The 15037-nt window shown below is 73.6% G+C and carries 14 protein-coding genes; 8 read left to right on the top strand and 6 right to left on the bottom strand.

Annotated elements, in window-relative coordinates:
* Positions 1-57 precede the first annotated feature (57 nt).
* Complete coding sequence (locus tag MHY49_RS05735) at positions 58-2523, bottom strand: DNA topoisomerase (ATP-hydrolyzing) subunit A (protein WP_239203113.1); 2466 nt, start codon at positions 2521-2523, stop codon at positions 58-60.
* 169 nt (positions 2524-2692) lie between these two features.
* Between MHY49_RS05735 and MHY49_RS05740 the strand changes: the two genes are divergently transcribed.
* The 3 genes from MHY49_RS05740 (at position 2693) to MHY49_RS05750 (ending at position 7323) form a co-directional block, all read left to right on the top strand.
* The gene (locus tag MHY49_RS05740; protein ID WP_239203114.1) at positions 2693-5476 is read left to right on the top strand and encodes a GNAT family N-acetyltransferase; all 2784 of its coding nucleotides are present in this window, start codon (positions 2693-2695) and stop codon (positions 5474-5476) included.
* Between the two features lie 102 nt (positions 5477-5578).
* On the top strand, positions 5579-6151 hold the full coding sequence (locus MHY49_RS05745; protein WP_228358564.1) for a DUF5998 family protein: 573 nt from the start codon (positions 5579-5581) through the stop codon (positions 6149-6151).
* Complete coding sequence (locus MHY49_RS05750; RefSeq protein WP_239203115.1) at positions 6148-7323, top strand: alkaline phosphatase family protein; 1176 nt, start codon at positions 6148-6150, stop codon at positions 7321-7323. The genes MHY49_RS05745 and MHY49_RS05750 overlap by 4 nt, the downstream gene beginning before the upstream one ends.
* 75 nt (positions 7324-7398) lie before the next feature.
* On the opposite strand, the gene sepH is transcribed toward MHY49_RS05750, so the two are convergent.
* Positions 7399-8832, bottom strand: a complete 1434-nt coding sequence (gene sepH / locus MHY49_RS05755; RefSeq protein WP_239203116.1) for a septation protein SepH — start codon at positions 8830-8832, stop codon at positions 7399-7401.
* A gap of 261 nt (positions 8833-9093) precedes the next feature.
* Here sepH and MHY49_RS05760 point away from each other — a divergent pair, with 261 nt between their 5' ends.
* Positions 9094-9390, top strand: a complete 297-nt coding sequence (locus tag MHY49_RS05760) for a DUF4193 domain-containing protein (protein ID WP_152353089.1) — start codon at positions 9094-9096, stop codon at positions 9388-9390.
* A 155-nt stretch (positions 9391-9545) separates the two neighbouring features.
* Here MHY49_RS05760 and MHY49_RS05765 read toward each other — a convergent pair whose 3' ends face one another.
* Positions 9546-10046 carry a DUF3093 domain-containing protein gene (locus MHY49_RS05765; RefSeq protein ID WP_239203117.1) on the bottom strand — a complete coding sequence of 167 codons (501 nt, stop codon included), beginning with the start codon at positions 10044-10046 and terminating at the stop codon, positions 9546-9548.
* Between the two features lie 65 nt (positions 10047-10111).
* Between MHY49_RS05765 and dut the strand changes: the two genes are divergently transcribed.
* The 4 genes from dut to MHY49_RS05785 are packed head-to-tail and all read left to right on the top strand — an operon-like array spanning position 10112 to position 12747.
* A complete protein-coding gene (gene dut / locus MHY49_RS05770) occupies positions 10112-10666 on the top strand; it encodes a dUTP diphosphatase (protein ID WP_200500575.1) in 555 nt (184 codons plus the stop codon).
* A 2-nt stretch (positions 10667-10668) separates the two neighbouring features.
* Complete coding sequence (locus tag MHY49_RS05775) at positions 10669-11541, top strand: DUF3710 domain-containing protein (protein ID WP_239203118.1); 873 nt, start codon at positions 10669-10671, stop codon at positions 11539-11541.
* A gap of 10 nt (positions 11542-11551) precedes the next feature.
* Positions 11552-12010 (top strand): hypothetical protein, encoded by a 459-nt coding sequence (locus MHY49_RS05780; protein ID WP_214650966.1) that lies wholly within the window; start codon positions 11552-11554, stop codon positions 12008-12010.
* The gene (locus MHY49_RS05785; protein ID WP_239203119.1) at positions 12007-12747 is read left to right on the top strand and encodes a DUF3159 domain-containing protein; all 741 of its coding nucleotides are present in this window, start codon (positions 12007-12009) and stop codon (positions 12745-12747) included. The genes MHY49_RS05780 and MHY49_RS05785 overlap by 4 nt, the downstream gene beginning before the upstream one ends.
* Positions 12748-12755: 8 nt before the next feature.
* On the opposite strand, the gene MHY49_RS05790 is transcribed toward MHY49_RS05785, so the two are convergent.
* From MHY49_RS05790 to MHY49_RS05800, 3 genes are all read right to left on the bottom strand, one after another.
* The gene (locus MHY49_RS05790; protein ID WP_228358558.1) at positions 12756-13490 is read right to left on the bottom strand and encodes a TrkA family potassium uptake protein; all 735 of its coding nucleotides are present in this window, start codon (positions 13488-13490) and stop codon (positions 12756-12758) included.
* On the bottom strand, positions 13487-14209 hold the full coding sequence (locus MHY49_RS05795) for a TrkA family potassium uptake protein (RefSeq protein ID WP_239203120.1): 723 nt from the start codon (positions 14207-14209) through the stop codon (positions 13487-13489). Before MHY49_RS05795 ends, MHY49_RS05790 begins: the two co-directional genes overlap by 4 nt.
* 173 nt (positions 14210-14382) lie before the next feature.
* Positions 14383-15006, bottom strand: a complete 624-nt coding sequence (locus MHY49_RS05800) for a TetR/AcrR family transcriptional regulator (RefSeq protein ID WP_239203121.1) — start codon at positions 15004-15006, stop codon at positions 14383-14385.
* Positions 15007-15037 lie beyond the last annotated feature (31 nt).

Genomic DNA, 15037 nt, shown 5'->3' on the forward strand with positions numbered 1-15037 from the left:
CGTCCTCGCGCCCGCGCTCCCTGCCACCAGGCGGCCGCCCGCCCGACGGCCGGCCCGTCAGCCGACGGCGGCGATCGGGACCGCGACCGGCGAGCCCGAGCCGTCGCGCCGCCCCACGGGGCCGGGCAGGTCCACAGGCTGGCCGGCCTCCGAGCAGGCACGGGCGGGGGAGTTGACGGCCCAGGCGCCGATCAGCGCGTCCTCGCCCCGCAGGAAGCGGTGGCAGCGCACGCCGCCGGTCGCACGGCCCTTGGCCGGGTACTCGGTGAAGGCGCTGACCTTCAGCGATCCCGTCTGGGTCATCGGCAGTGCGCCCGAGGTGCCGGAGATCGTCACGACCTCCGCCTCGCGGGTGACGTCGACCGCCCCGAAGGAGACCACGTGCGCGCCCTCGGCGAGCTTGATCCCGGCGACGCCGCCCGCGCCGCGGCCCTGCGGCCGCACCCCCGAGGCGGGGAAGTGCAGCAGATGCGCATCGGAGGTGATGAGGACCAGGTCGGTGTCGCCCGCTGCGGAGTCCTCGGGCAGGTCGACGACGCCCACGACCTCGTCGCGATCCTTGAGCGAGATGATCTCGAAGCCGTCGCCGCGCGGGAAGTCGAGCGTCACCCGCTTGACGACGCCCTGGCGCGTGCCGAGCGCGAGGCTGCCACCGCGCTCGAGATCCGCGCCCGCCGCACGGACGAGCCCGATCACCCTCTCGCCCTTCTCCAGGGTCAGCAGGTCGGAGAGCTTCGTGCCTCCTGCGAGGCTCGGCGGGCCCGCCGTCGGGGCGAGCGCGGGCAGCTCCACGACGCCCACGTGCAGCAGGCGTCCGAGGTTGGTCACCGCTCCCACCTGCGAGCGGGCGGTGGTGAGGACGTCGGCGACCACCACGTCGTGCGAGGAGCGGCCGCCCTCGCGGACCACGTCCTCGGCGTCGCTCGTACGGGCGATGAGCCCGCTGCCGGAGAGCAGCACGCGGCAGGGCTCGTCGGCGACCTCGAGCGGGGCGGCCTGCGAGGTCGCCTGCTGCGAGCCCGCCTCCAGGAGCACCGTGCGGCGCGGGGTCCCGTGCTCGGCGGCGACGTGCGCGAGCTCGTCGGAGACGACCTGCCGCAGCAGCTCCTCGGAGGCGAGGATCTCCTCGAGCCGCTCGATCTCGGCGCGCAGCTCGTCGCGCTCGGTCTCGAGCTCGATGCGGGAGAACTTCGTGAGGCGGCGCAGGCGCAGCTCGAGGATGTACTCGGCCTGCGCCTCGGAGAGGTCGAAGGCGGCCATCAGGGCGGTGCGGGCGCGCTCGCCGTCGTCGGCCGCGCGGATGATCTGGATGACCTCGTCGATGTCGAGGATCGCGATCAGCAGGCCCTCGACGAGGTGCAGGCGCTCCTTGCGCTTGCCCAGTCGGTGGGCGGTGCGGCGCCGCACGACGTCCAGACGGTGCGCGATGAACACCTCGAGCAGCTGCTTGAGGCCGAGCGTGCGCGGCTGCCCCTCGACGAGCGTCACGTTGTTGATGCCGAAGGACTCCTCCATCGGCGTGAAGCGGTAGAGCTGCTGCAGCACGGCCTCGGGGTTGAAACCGGACTTCACCGTGAGCTCGAGGCGCAGTCCGTGGCGGCGGTCGGTCAGGTCCTGGTAGTTGCTGATGCCCTGGACCTTCTTGGACTGCACCGCGTCGCGCAGCTTCTCGGCGAAGCGCTCGGGCCCCACCTGGTAGGGCAGCTCGGTGACGATGATGCCCTTCTTGCGGCTGGTGATGTTCTCGACCTTGGTGGTCGCGCGCATCTTGAACGAGCCGCGACCGGTGCGGTACGCGTCGCGCACGCCGTCCAGGCCCACGATCCGTCCGCCCGTGGGCAGGTCCGGGCCGGGGACCAGGCGCATGAGGTCCTCGAGGTCCGCGTCGGGGTGGGAGATCAGGTGGCGGGCCGCTGCGATGACCTCCACCAGGTTGTGCGGCGCCATGTTCGTGGCCATGCCGACGGCGATCCCCGAGGCGCCGTTGACCAGGAGGTTCGGATACTGCGCGGGGAGCACGGAGGGCTGCAGCAGCTGGTTGTCGTAGTTCGGGATCATCTCGACGACGTCCTCGTCGAGCGAGGCCGTCATGAGCTGCGCGGCCCTGGCCATGCGCGCCTCGGTGTAGCGGGCGGCGGCCGGGCCGTTGTCGAGCGAGCCGAAGTTGCCGTGGCCGTCCACGAGCGGCATGCGCATCGAGAAGCTCTGCGCCATGCGCACCAGGGCGTCGTAGATCGCGCTGTCGCCGTGGGGATGGAGCTTGCCCATCACCTCGCCGACCACGCGCTGGCTCTTGACGTGCCCGCGGTCGGGGCGCAGCCCCATGTCGTCCATCATGTACAGGATCCGGCGCTGCACCGGCTTCAGGCCGTCGCGGGCATCGGGCAGGGCACGCGCGTAGATGACGGAGTACGCGTACTCGAGGTACGAGGTCTCCATCTCACTGGTGACGTCGACATCGACGACGACGCCGTCGATGTTCTCGTCCTCATCGCTGCCTGCGGTGCTGCTGCGTCGTGCCATGACGTTCATCCTGCCGCATCCGTGCCCAGGAACCGTGCAGGCGGGGGCGGTGATGTCGCCGACGCCGCGGGCACGGGGCCGCTCGGGCGGCGGGCCGAGGGCGTCCGACGGGGATCGGCGGGACCATCTGCCCGCACCCGGGACGGCGGGCGCTCAGTATGATCGGGGCATGGGAGCACGACGCGACGCGGGCTCCGGCGCGGGTGCCGGAGGGACCGCTGCCTCCGCCGCCTACCCCGCCCACTGGGAGGCGGACATCGCGCTCAGCGACGGCAGCGCCGCCCACCTGCGGCCCATCCTCCCGAGCGACGCCGACGCGCTCCAGCGCTTCCACACCGCGCAGTCCGAGCACTCCCGGTACCTGCGGTTCTTCGCCCCGATGCCGGAGCTCTCCCCGCGGGACCTCACGCGCTTCACGGTCGTGGACCACCGCGACCGCGTCGCCCTGATCGTGCTGATCGGCGAGGACATCGTGGCCGTCGGCCGCTTCGACCGCCTCGAGGGGACGGCCGAGGCCGAGGTCGCCTTCAACGTGGCCGATTCCCAGCAGGGCAAGGGACTGGGATCCGTGCTCCTGGAGCACCTGGCCGCCGCCGCCCGGGAGCGCGGCGTCGCCACGTTCGTGGCGGACGTGCTCCCGCAGAACAGCCGGATGATCAACGTCTTCACCGACGCGGGCTTCGACGTGCGCCGCACCTACGACGACGGCGTGGTCGTCGTCGAGTTCAGCATCGACCCCACCGAGCGCTCCCGCGCCGTGATCGCCGAGCGCGAGCACCGCGCGGAGGCCCGCGCCATGGAGCGCATGCTGCATCCCGCCTCGATCGCGGTGCTCGGGGTGTCCTCGCATCGCGACTCGATGGGCGGGCGGATCCTGCGGCACATCGAGCAGGCCGGCTACGACGGCGAGCTGCACGTCGTCGCCCGGGACGCCCTCGAGCTGCAGGGCCACAGCACCCATTCCCGGATCGCCGACGTCCCCGGCCCCGTGGATCTCGCGGTCATCGCCCTCGCGCGCGCCGAGGACTGCATCGCCGCCGTCGAGGAGTGCGGACGCGCCGGGGTGCGCGCCGTGCTGCTGCCCACCGAGGCCTTCGCCGAGACCGCGGGCGCCGGGGCGGCCGACGGCCACGGGGCGGCCGGCGGCCGCGGGGCACCCGCGCCGGGCGCCGCGGAGCGGCCCTCCCTGCAGCGCCGCCTGGTCAGCGCGGCGCGCCGGGAGGGCGTGCGCGTCCTGGGGCCCGGCTCCCTCGGGTTCCTGCGCACCGGGGAGCACGCCCTGAACGCCTCCCTCGTCCCGCACCTCCCGCGCGCGGGAGGCGTCGCGCTCGCCGGGCAGTCCGGGGCGCTCTCGGCGATGCTGCTGGGCGGCGTCGAGTCCCGCGGCATCGGCGTGCACGAGTTCGTGTCCGTCGGCAACCGCGCCGACGTCTCCCTCAACGACACCCTCCAGCACTGGCAGGACGACGAGGACGTGCGCGTCATCGCGCTCTCGCTCGAGTCCATGGGCAACCCCCGCAAGTTCACGCGGATCGCCCGGCGCATCACGCGCGAGAGGCCGCTCGTCGTCCTGCGCCCGCCCGGGACCACGACGGCGGCGCCTCCCGGGCACGACGTGCGCTCCTCCCAGCTGCCCCGACGAGCGCTGGACCAGGTGCTGCTCTCCGCCGGGGTCGTGCCGACCCTCAGCGTCGACCAGCTCACCGACGTCGTGGACGCCCTCGACCGCCAGGGCGTGCCGCCCGGCGACCGCGTCGGGCTGCTCGCGAACACGGCGGCGCTCGGGGAGTCCCTGCGGGGCGCGGCCGACGCGGCCGGACTGCGCGTGGTGCGCGACGAGCGCCGTGCGCTGCTGAGCACGGACCCCCGTTTCGTCGAGCGCGCCTTCACCTCGCTCGCCGCACTCGGAGAGGTGGACGTGGTGGTCCTCGCGGTGCTCGACGCCCTGGGCGAGGACCTCTCTGCATCCCTCGCGCGGATGGCGCGCACCGCCCGCGGGGCCGACGTGCGCCTCGTGGTGTGCGTGGTCACCGACCTCGACCGCTTCGAGTCCCTCGAGCGCGCGACCCGCAGCAGCGACGAGATGCCGCCGCTGCACCCCACGCCCGTGCTCGCCGTGCGCGCGGCCGCGGGCATGCTCGCCGCCCGGCGCGGTGCCGTCGGCGGGGACGAGCCCGCCTCGCGCGAGGGCATCGATCGGGAGGCGGCCCGCCGCATCGTCCAGACCGAGATCTCCGCGCCCGGAGCCCTGGGCGCCGCGCCGCGAGCGCTCGACCAGCAGCGCACCGGGGCCCTGCTCGAGACCTACGGCCTGCACCTGCTGCCCTCCCGCACCGTCTCCGACGCCGACGACGCCGTGCGCGCCGCCTCGGAGATCGGCTACCCCGTGGCCCTGAAGAGCACCGACCCCGTGCTCAGCCACCGGAGCGACCTCGGCGGGGTGCGCCTGGACATCCCCGACGCCGTGCAGCTGCGCCACGCCTTCGCCGCCATGCGCCGCGACCTCGCCTTCTCGAGCGCCGACCTCGCCGTCCAGGCGATGGCGGCCCCCGGCATCCCGGTCGTGGTGCGCAGTGTGGAGGACCCGCCGCTGGGGCCCGTGCTCGCCTTCTCCCTGGCGGGGGACGCGACCGACCTGCTCGACGACGTCGCTTACGCGATCCCGCCGCTCGACGACGAGTCCGTGAGGCGGCTCATCGACGGCCCGGCGACCTCCGTGAAGCTCCGCGGCCACCTGGGACTCCCCGCCGCCGACCGCGCGCGGCTCGAGGACCTCGTGATCCGCGTGGGCCTCATGGCCGAGGACCTGCCCGAGCTGCACTCCCTCGTGCTGCACCCCGTGGTCGTCGGCCGCGGAGGGTGCACGATCATCGGCGCCCGCGCCGAGGTCGCCCAGGCGCCCAACCGCACCGACAGCCTGCGCCGCACCCTGAGCGGGCCCGCGAGCGCCTGAGCGCCCGCCGGTCCCCGCTCGCTCCGCGCGCCCGGTCCGCACCCGGCCCTCGCCCGGCCCGCGCGGTCACGGGGTCCGTGTACGCGTGGAAGGATGGACCCCATGTCCACCGCACTTCCCACGGATCTCCTCGGTGAGCTCGAGAGCGCCGGGTACTTCCCGCAGACCGCCGCCGCCTGCGTGCAGCGGGCGCTGCGCGCGGCGCCCGTGCGCGCCCACCTGGTGCGGCCGGAGACCACCTTCGACGGGCCCGAGGTGCGACGCCACCTCACGGTCCTCGTGATCACCGACCGCCACCTCGTGGTCACCCATCTCGACGATGATCCGGCCGACGAGCTCAACCCCAGCCAGGTCGTCTCCACCACCGAGCGCGTGCGCCTGGACCGCGTGCACACCACGGGCATGTCCCAGGTCTTCGACTCCGACGGCACGCGGGTGCGCGGCAGCGAGGCCGAGGTCACCCTCGCGGTCACCTGGGGCGGCAGCCGGCGCCTGGACGTCGAGCGGGCCTGGTGCGACGACCCCGAGTGCCAGGCCGAGCATGGCTGGAGCGGCACGCTCGCACCCGCCGATCTGGCCCTGCGCGTGAGCGCGCTCGCCGACGGCCAGGACGCCGTCGACGCGGCCGTGCGCTTCCACGACCGCCTGCTGGACGCGATCGACGCCGTCGGATGACCCCGGCAGGCGAGAACTCCGCCTCCCGCCGCAGCGATCCGGCCGGGACGACCTTCCCGTCGGCCCCCGACCTGCTCGTCGCCCCGTTCGCGGACGGCGCCCGGCCCGGTCAGCTCGACATCGTCCCGCCCCTGCTCGCGCGGGCCGACGGCGGGCGCGACCTCGTGGTCCTCGTGGACGGGCTGGGCAGTGACCTGCTCGAGGAGCACCTCGCGCTCACCCCGACCCTGCGCCGGCTGCGCGAGCAGGTGCGCACCGTGCGCACCATCGCCCCGTCGACGACCGCGACCGCGATGACCTCCCTGATCACGGGCCTCGCACCGCTCGAGCACGGTGTCCTGGGCTACCTCACCCGTGATCCGCGCACCGGGCGCGCGGTCAATCAGCTCACGGGGGCCGCGGGCATCGATCCCGCGCAGTGGATGCCGTGCGCCGTGCCCGCCGAGAGCGCGCGGCGACCCGCCCTCCAGGTCGCCCCCGCGAAGCACGCCGGGAGCCTGCTCACCGGGAGCGCGTTCCGCGGCTGGGAGTTCTTCGCGCAGGCCGAGCGCGGGGACCGGGCGGGAGCGGCCCTCGCCGCCCTGCGCGCGGGCGGCCCGGACGCGCTCGTGCACCTGCACGTGGACGACGTCGACCATGCCGGCCACAAGCACGGGGTCGACTCGGACGCCTGGCGCGATGCGCTGGCCGGCGCGGACTCCCTGATCGGGACGCTGCTGCGGCGCGCGCCCGGGGGAACGCGCGTCCACGTGACCGCCGACCACGGCATGGTGGACACCGCCCCGGAACGCACGATAGACCTCGCGCGCGTGCCCGCGGTGCGCCGCGTCCTCGCGATGGTCGCGGGGGAGCCGCGTGCGCTCGTGCTCTTCGCCCGCCGCCCGGAGGACGCCCCCGACCTGATCGAGGCGACGCGGGAGGCGGTGGGGGAGCGCGGAGTCGTGCTCTCGCGCGAGGAGATGCTGGGCGCGGGGCTGCTGGGCCCCGTGACGTCCGCTCCGATCGCTCCGCACCTCGAGGGCCGGCTGGGCGATGCGATCGTGCTGGCGCGCGGACGATGGATCGTCGACGACTCCCGTCGTCACGCGCCCTCACGCCGGCCCGAGACCGGAGTGCACGGCTCGCTCACCCGTGCCGAGTCCCTGGTGCCGCTGCTCACCGTGGAGGTGTGAGCGGAACCCGCAGCGACGGCGCCTGTGAGCCGGACGCGACGTCAGTCGGGCGCCTGTATCAGTCGCGCTTCGACCTCAGTCGTGCTTCGAGCCGAAGACGATCTCGTCCCAGCTCGGGATGCTCGAGCGCTTCGCCCGCGAGGACGAGGACTTCTTCTCGCCCTTGCCGGACTTCTTCGCGTCCTTGCCCCCGGAGCGCTGAGCAGTGGATCCCGCCTGTCCGCCGTCGCCGTCCTTCGCGGACTTCGCCTCGGCGCCCTCCGCGGGGGAGTACGCGACGTCGTCGAAACCGGGCAGGGGCGTGAGGTCCACCGTGTCGTTCGCCGCGGGGGCGAAGCCGGTGCCCCGGCCCGCGTCGTCGGCCTCGGATCCCGCGGCTGCGGAGGGCTCCTCGTCCGCCGCGCGATCGCCGCTGGCGACGGACTCCTCGAGCGTGCGCCCCGGGACCACGAGAGGCTCCGGCTCGGCGCCCGCGCCCTCCGTGTCCGGGTCCGCGCGCTCCGCGTCGACGTCTCCTTCGGGGCCGCCGGTGACCTCGAGATCGTCGTCGTCGGCCTGGGCGCCGCCGTCGACGTCGTCCTCGTCGACATCCTCCGGGAGGTCCTCGCGAGGGGCGTCGGAGTGTTCGCGCAGCGCCTCCTCGTCGGCCGAGCGGGTGCTGCGCTCCTCGTCCTCCTCGAGGGTGGACCAGGTCGGCTCGTCGTCCAGGGAGGCAGGGACCGACCGCAGGCCGCGGCGGGCGTTGAGCGCGTCCAGGGCGTCCTCATCGATGGCATCGCCCCGTCCGCCGCGCGAGGGATGGTCCCCGCGGTCGGGGGCCTGCCGGCCGAGACTGCGCGGCGCGGTGCGACGGGGACGCGCCGAGGCGCCGTCGGCGTCGGACTCCTGGTCGTAGACGGAGCTCTTGAGCGAGGTGAGACGCGCGCGACCCGCGACGGGCTGGTCGAGCGCGTCGTCGTCGAGGCTCAGCCAGCGGGCCTCGTCGTCCTCCGCGACCACGACCTGGCGGGTCATGTCGGCGATCCAGTGCGCCTCGCGATCGCGGCCGCCGGAGCGGAAGACCAGCTCGAGGTTCCAGGTGCCGTCGGGCAGGCGCCAGGCGTCCCATCGCAGTCCCTCGAGGGCCTGCCGGGCGGCGAGCCGTTCGGTGACGATCTCGTCGAGGACCGGGCCGCCGGAGCGATCGACCTTGAAGCCGCGGGCGCGCTCGGCGGTGAAGCCGCGCTCGGCGAGGACGGGGCCCTCGTAGCGGCGCACGTGCTCCACGTCGATCGAGGCCATCTCGGAGATCTCGTCCGCCGTCCGGCCCCCGCGCAGCAGCGCCTGGATCTCCCGCGGGCGCAGCGCCGTCGCCTCCGAGGACTGGATCAGCCCCAGGGCCGGTCGGTCGCGGCGCACGGCCGCGCGCAGCGCCTCGTCGATCCTCAGCGTGTACTGCTCGCCGTCGGGGTCGCGCAGGACGATGTGCTCGCCGTCGTCATGGATCCCGTCGAGCTCGAGCTCTCGCATCGTGGTCCTCTCCCGTCGCAGCATGGTCCGCGACGTGATCAGATCATAGATCGCGCCCGCCTCGCGACCTCGGCGGACGCGCCCGCCGGAGCCGGTCGGATGCTCCGTGTTGTGATATGGCACCCGCTCTGCAATAATCGCGCCGCATCCGGCGTGGACAACACCGAGGGGCACGCCGGGGGAGCTGACAGCCACGCAGGCCAGACACTCCTTTTGTGCCCGGACTCCCGACACTTCTCCTGATCGAGGTATTCACTTCCGATGGCCACTGATTACGACGCACCGCGCAAGAACGACGACGAGTCCTCCGAGGACTCGATCGAGGAGCTGAAGGGCCGCCGGAACGAGGCCGCGACTCCCGCGGTCGACGAGGACGAGGCCGAGGTCGCCGACGGCTACGAGCTCCCGGGGGCCGACCTCTCCGGCGAGGAGCTGTCCGTGCGCGTGCTCCCGCGGCAGGCGGACGAGTTCACCTGCGGCAGCTGCTTCCTGGTGAAGCACCGCAGCCAGATCGACCATGTCGAGGGCACGGTCATCATCTGCAAGGAATGCGCCTGAGGGGACGCATCCCGCGCCCTGCGGCACGGGCGCTCATGAGAACGGGGCGGCACACCGACTGGTGTGCCGCCCCGTTTCTCGTCCGCTCGAGATCGCGCGACCGATGGGGGAGCCGCCTCGGGGCCAGGGGCCTCGCGGGTCGGGAGCCCCTCGGGTCAGGAGTGCTGGGAGCGCGCGCTGCGCAGGGCCAGGGCGAGATCCTCGGGCCGACGCGTGGAGAGCACCCACGCCGGGGTGGGATCCGCCTCGTCGAGCACGGGCACGCGCACGCCCGTGTGCACCCATCCGCGCGTGAGGTGGAAGGCGAGCGGCTCGAAGCCCACGGACATGGCGACGGACCAGCCGTCCTTGTCGAGGACCTCGGGCTCGCCCAGCAGGTCCACGGGGATCTGCGCGCGGCCCGCCCGCAGGGTGCCGCCCGAGACCTCGAGGACGGGGCTCGCCATCGCGAGCATCACGCACACGCCGACGATGCCGATGATCCCCACCGCGAGCGAGAGTACATGGGACAGCGGCACCAGGATGACCCCCAGGACGCTGCCGAACGCGATCCCCACGATCCAGACGCCGATGCTGGGCAGGAGCCTCTCGCGATGCAGGGCGGTGGCATCGGAGAGGGCGCGGGGACGGGCGGAGTCGGCGGAGGCGTCGGGCATGCGCCAATCGTCTCACGCGCACCGGAGAGGATTCTGCGGTCCCCGGGTGCGCCTAGTCTGGAGCCATGACCATCGACGAACAGCCCGCGGCCGAGCCCGGGGGAGCGCCCCGCATGCCGGTCGTGCTCGCGGAGGAGGCCGTACTGCCCTACCGCGCGCACGCGCACGACGCCGGCTTCGACCTCATCAGCTCCGAGGACCTCGTGATCCCCGCCCTGGGCAGGGCCCTGGTCGGAACGGGCGTGAGCCTCGCCCTGCCGGAGGGCACCGTGGGCCTGGTGTGCCCGCGCTCCGGCCTCGCCGTGCGCCACGGGGTGACGGTCCTCAACGGGCCCGGCGTCGTGGACGCCGGCTACCGCGGCGAGGTGAGGGTGCCGCTGGTGAACCTCGATGGTGAGCAGGACTTCACGGTCCACCGCGGGGACCGCATCGCGCAGCTCGTGGTGGTGCCCTTCGTCGCTCCGCGGCTCGAGGTGGTCACCGACCTCGAGGAGAGCGAGCGCGCCGACCGCGGCTTCGGCTCGAGCGGCGGCCTGCAGGGCGTCGAGGGCCAGGGTGCGACCGTGATCTCGACCGAGGACGCCGCCGCGAGCGCGGCCGGCGCCGACGGGAAGGAGTGAGCATGGGACTGTTCTCCCGCAAGGACAAGAGCAAGGCCACCGCCAAGGCCACCGCCGAGGACACGACCGAGGACACTGCCGCGGAAACCGGCAGGGGTGCGGCGAAGGACGAGGACGTCGCCGAGCAGGCGCGGCCGACGGACGCGAAGGACAGCGACGCGTCGACGGCGGCGTCCGGCAGTGCCGCGAGCGACGCGACGAGCGATCCCGACGAGTCGACCTCGTCGGCCCGGGAGTCCGCTGTCGCGGACGAGGCGCTCGGGGGAGACCACCTGGAGGACGGTCCCCTCGACGCGGCCGATGCCCCCGAGGAGGACCGCATCGACCTGGGCGGACTCCTCGTGCCGATGGTCGAGGGCATGGAGCTGCGCATGGAGATGGACCAGCGCACCCGGGCCGTCACCGGGGCGAACCTCGTCATCGAGGGATCCTCGCTGCAGGTCCAGGCGTTCGCGGCCCCGAAGTCCCGCGCGCTGTGGGACGAGGTGCGCACCTCGCTGCGAGGGTCCGTGGTCGAGCAGGGCGGCACCGCGGAGACCCGGCCGGGCCCCTTCGGCACCGAGCTCATCGCGCGCCTGCCCGTCAAGCGGTCCGACGGCCGCGTCGGCTACCGGCCGGCGCGCTTCATCGGGGTCGACGGGCCGCGCTGGATGCTGCGCGCGATCCTCTCCGGTCCGGCCCTCGGCGACGCCGAGGCCTCGCGCGCCTTCGAGACGCTGATCTCGCGCATCGTGGTGGTGCGGGGGAGCGATGCCATGGCTCCCCAGGAGCTCATCCCGCTGAACCTCCCCGGGCAGCGTCCCGGCCTGGTCCCCGCCGAGGACACCACGCTGAACCCGCTCGAGCGAGGACCCGAGATCACGGAGATCGGCTGAGGGGGACCCGATGAGGACCAGGGAAGCACGGAACCCGGATCACCGGGCCGCGGAGGCACGGTCCCGCGCGGCGGAGCGCCACGGCCGCGCCGAGCAGCTCGCCGAGCGCCTGCGCGGCCACTTCGTGGACAGCGAGGTGCTCGACGCCCGCGAGGCCGGCAGGCGCGCCCGTGAGGACGGCTTCGACTGCGCGCAGGACATCGAGCGCCGACGGGAGGTCCGCGTGACCGGTTTCGTCAGCTCGATGGTGATCCCGCCGACGAGCGCCCCGCAGTCCTTCGAGATCGACGTGTTCGACGGCACCGGCACCGTGACCGCGATCTGGCTGGGCCAGTCGCGGATCCCCGGCGTCGGCCCCGGCACCCGGCTCGTCCTCGAGGGCGTGGCCGCCCGTCGCGGCCACCACAAGGTCATGTACAACCCGCGCTACGAGATCACCGGCCTGCCGGGCGAGGAGGAGGACGCGTGAACTCTGCCCAGCGACCGGAGGAGAGCGCCGCTCCGCGGGCCGAAGAGCCTGCTGCCGCGCGCCCGGGCCACGCCGCGCCGCGCTCGGGCATGGGCGCCGTGCTCACGGGCGAGGAGTTCTCCGTGGGCGATGCCCTGGGAGGTCCTCGCGGGATCCTCGAATCCGTCCTGCCCACGGCGCTGTTCGTGGTGCTGTTCGTGGTCACCCGGTCGATCCCGATCGCGGGCGGGGCGGCCGTGGCCGTCGTCCTCGTGGCGCTCGTGGTGCGGCTCGTGCAGCGTCAGAACCCCTCGCAGGTGCTCGGCGGACTGATCGGGGTGGCCGTCGGCGCGATCTGGGCGCTGCGCTCGGGACAGGGCACCGACTTCTACGTGCCCGGGCTGATCACGAACGCGGTGGCCGCCGCCGTGCTCGTGGTCTCGATCCTCGCGCGGTACCCGCTGGTCGGCGTCGTCGTCGGCCTCCTGGACCCGCGCGTCTCCGCCTGGCGCGGGAAGCCCCTCGCCCGCCGCGCCTACACGCAGGCGACGTGGCTGTTCGTCGGCCTCTACGTGCTCAAGCTCGCCGTGCAGCTCCCGCTGTACCTGAGCGGGCAGGTCGCCGCTCTCGGCGTCGCGAAGCTCGTCATGGGGCTGCCGCTGTTCGCGCTCGTGGTGTGGCTGGTGTGGATGCTGCACCGCTCGGTGCGCGCCCGCCTCGAGGCGGAGGCGGAGAGCACGCCGGACACGACGGTCTGAGCCCGCGCTCAGCGCTCCTCGGGGCGCACGCTGGGCATCTCCTCGGTGCGGATGCTCGGCAGCTCCTCGGGATCCTGCGGGGCGCTCGGCGGGGCGAGCAGCTCCTCGAGGGCGCGCAGGTGCTCCGACTCGGCGAGGAACATGAGCTCATCGTGCGCCTCGAGCGCGTCATGGGCCGACGGCGCGATCGGCTGCCCGTCGCGGATGATGCCCACGAGCACGCACGAGGCGGGCCATCGCATCGAGCCCACCAGGCGCCCGACGATCGGGCTGCGGCGAGGGATGGTGATCTCGACCATGTCGGTGCGCGACCCGGAGAAGCTGAAGATCTTCACGATCCGGCCCACGCTCACGGCCTCCTCGACGAGAGCCGTCATCGTGCGCGGCGTGGAGACCGCCACGTCCACGCCCCACATGTCCCCGAACATCCACTCGTTCGAGGGGTGGGAGACGCGCGCGACGGTGCGCGGCACCAGGAACTCTGTCTTCGAGAGCATGGAGGCGACGAGGTTGACCTTGTCGTCGCCGGTCGCGGCGACGACCACGTCGGCCGAGGCCACGTCGGCCTCTGAGAGCACGGCGAGCTCGGCGGCGTCGCCCTCGACCCACTGCACCCCGCTGACCGAGGTGCGCTTCTCCGGGGAGACGGAGCGGTCCACGAGCGTGACCGAGCGGCCCTTGGTCAGCAGCTCGCGGGCGATCGAGCGGCCCACGCTGCCGGCGCCGATGATGACGACCCTCATCGTGTCTCCTCCTCGACGCCGCTCGTCCCGGACCGTCCTGCGGGGCCCGGGCCGCCCTCGTCGCCGCCGCGCGCATGGGCGAGGGTGCTCTCGATCTCGGGCAGCCGCGGGGTCGGCACCATCAGGTGCAGCACGTCCCCCTCCTGCAGGCGGGTCGCGGGACCCGGCAGCACGCCCTCGCCGAGACGGGTGAGCAGCGCCACGCGCGCCCCGGTCTCCTGCTCGATCCTGGCCAGCGGTGCGGCCATCCAGGACTCGTCGGGCACCACGGCGATCATCGTGACCTTCCCGGAGATGTCCTGGTACTCGCGGCTCGCGGCGCCCGGGATCAGGCGCCCGAGCATCTGGGCGCTCGTCCAGCGCACGGTCGCCACCGTCGCGACGCCCAGGCGCTCGTAGACCTCGGCGCGGCGGGGGTCGTAGATGCGGGCGACGACGTTGCGCAGCCCGTACTCCTCGCGCACCACCCGGGCGGCGATGATGTTGGAGTTGTCGCCGCTGGAGACTGCCGCGAAGCCCGCGGCGGAGCGGATCTCGGCCTCCTCGAGGGTCTCGCGGTCGAAGCCGATGCCCGTCACGCAGCGGCCGGGGAAGTCCCGTCCCAGGCGCTGGAAGGCCACGGGATCGCGATCGATCACCGTGACCTCGTGCCCGATGCGGAGGGTCTTGTGGGCGAGCATCGCCCCGACGCGGCCGCAGCCCATGATCACGAAGTGCACAGGGCCACGATAGACCGCGGACACCCTCGGCACGCAGACGAAGGACGCGTCGCAGGCGGCGGGGCGAAGTGCTTCGACGGGCCGACGAGAGGGCTCCCGGCGCCGCCGCGGTTCCCGTGCGTCACGCCCATCCGCTGCCGGAGCCCGGATCGCGGAGTGCGTCCACGATCCCGTCAGTGGGAGTCGTCGTGGGAATCAGTGGGAGTCGTCGTGGGCAGGAGCTGGTCCGCCAGCGATCGGGCCGTCGTCGTCAGCTCCTCGAACCGCATCCCTGTGCGCCCCATGAAGGTCAGGCCCTGCTGCGCGGCCAGGAGCGCCCGGGCGAGATCGACAGGGGCGCCGGAGCTGCTGAGGTCGCCTTCGGCCTGGGCTCGTGCCACGCCCTCGGCGAGCACGTCGGTGATCCCTCCGTAGGTGCGCCGCGCCTCCGCGGAGACTGCGCGATCGGCGGACGCCAGCTCGGTGGTGCTGTTGGCGAGCAGGCATCCACGGCGGGCGCTGTGGCCCGCGGGGTCGCCGGCCACTGGTGTCATCACGAACGAGCGCAGTGCGTCGAACGCTCGGGGCGCCGCATCGATCGACTCTCGCACACCGAGGACGAGCGAGTCCGCGTATCGGCGCAGGACCCGCAGGAAGAGCTCGTGCTTGTCCCCGAAGGCGGCGTAGAGGCTGCCCTTCCCCAGGCCGCTGACCCGCATGAGGTCCTGGACCGAGGTCGCCGCGTAACCCGTGTTCCAGAACTGATCGCGGACGGCGTCCAGCACCGCGTCCTCGTCGAACTGTCGTGGCCTCGCCATGTCCCGCAGGCTACCCGTTCTTGACCGATCG

The organism is Brachybacterium sp. ACRRE (genome assembly GCF_022346485.1).
GTDB lineage: Bacteria > Actinomycetota > Actinomycetes > Actinomycetales > Dermabacteraceae > Brachybacterium > Brachybacterium halotolerans.

Excerpts from the sequence above, each read along its gene's own strand:
- MHY49_RS05780 (WP_214650966.1), top strand. The coding sequence starts at position 11,552 with ATGAGGACCAGGGAAGCACGGAACCCGGATCACCGGGCCGCGGAGGCA.
- MHY49_RS05740 (WP_239203114.1), top strand. The coding sequence starts at position 2,693 with ATGGGAGCACGACGCGACGCGGGCTCCGGCGCGGGTGCCGGAGGGACC.
- sepH (WP_239203116.1), bottom strand. The coding sequence starts at position 8,832 with ATGCGAGAGCTCGAGCTCGACGGGATCCATGACGACGGCGAGCACATC.
- MHY49_RS05790 (WP_228358558.1), bottom strand. The coding sequence starts at position 13,490 with ATGAGGGTCGTCATCATCGGCGCCGGCAGCGTGGGCCGCTCGATCGCC.
- dut (WP_200500575.1), top strand. The coding sequence starts at position 10,112 with ATGACCATCGACGAACAGCCCGCGGCCGAGCCCGGGGGAGCGCCCCGC.
- MHY49_RS05800 (WP_239203121.1), bottom strand. The coding sequence starts at position 15,006 with ATGGCGAGGCCACGACAGTTCGACGAGGACGCGGTGCTGGACGCCGTC.
- MHY49_RS05745 (WP_228358564.1), top strand. The coding sequence starts at position 5,579 with ATGTCCACCGCACTTCCCACGGATCTCCTCGGTGAGCTCGAGAGCGCC.
- MHY49_RS05760 (WP_152353089.1), top strand. The coding sequence starts at position 9,094 with ATGGCCACTGATTACGACGCACCGCGCAAGAACGACGACGAGTCCTCC.
- MHY49_RS05775 (WP_239203118.1), top strand. The coding sequence starts at position 10,669 with ATGGGACTGTTCTCCCGCAAGGACAAGAGCAAGGCCACCGCCAAGGCC.
- MHY49_RS05735 (WP_239203113.1), bottom strand. The coding sequence starts at position 2,523 with ATGGCACGACGCAGCAGCACCGCAGGCAGCGATGAGGACGAGAACATC.
- MHY49_RS05765 (WP_239203117.1), bottom strand. The coding sequence starts at position 10,046 with ATGCCCGACGCCTCCGCCGACTCCGCCCGTCCCCGCGCCCTCTCCGAT.
- MHY49_RS05750 (WP_239203115.1), top strand. The coding sequence starts at position 6,148 with ATGACCCCGGCAGGCGAGAACTCCGCCTCCCGCCGCAGCGATCCGGCC.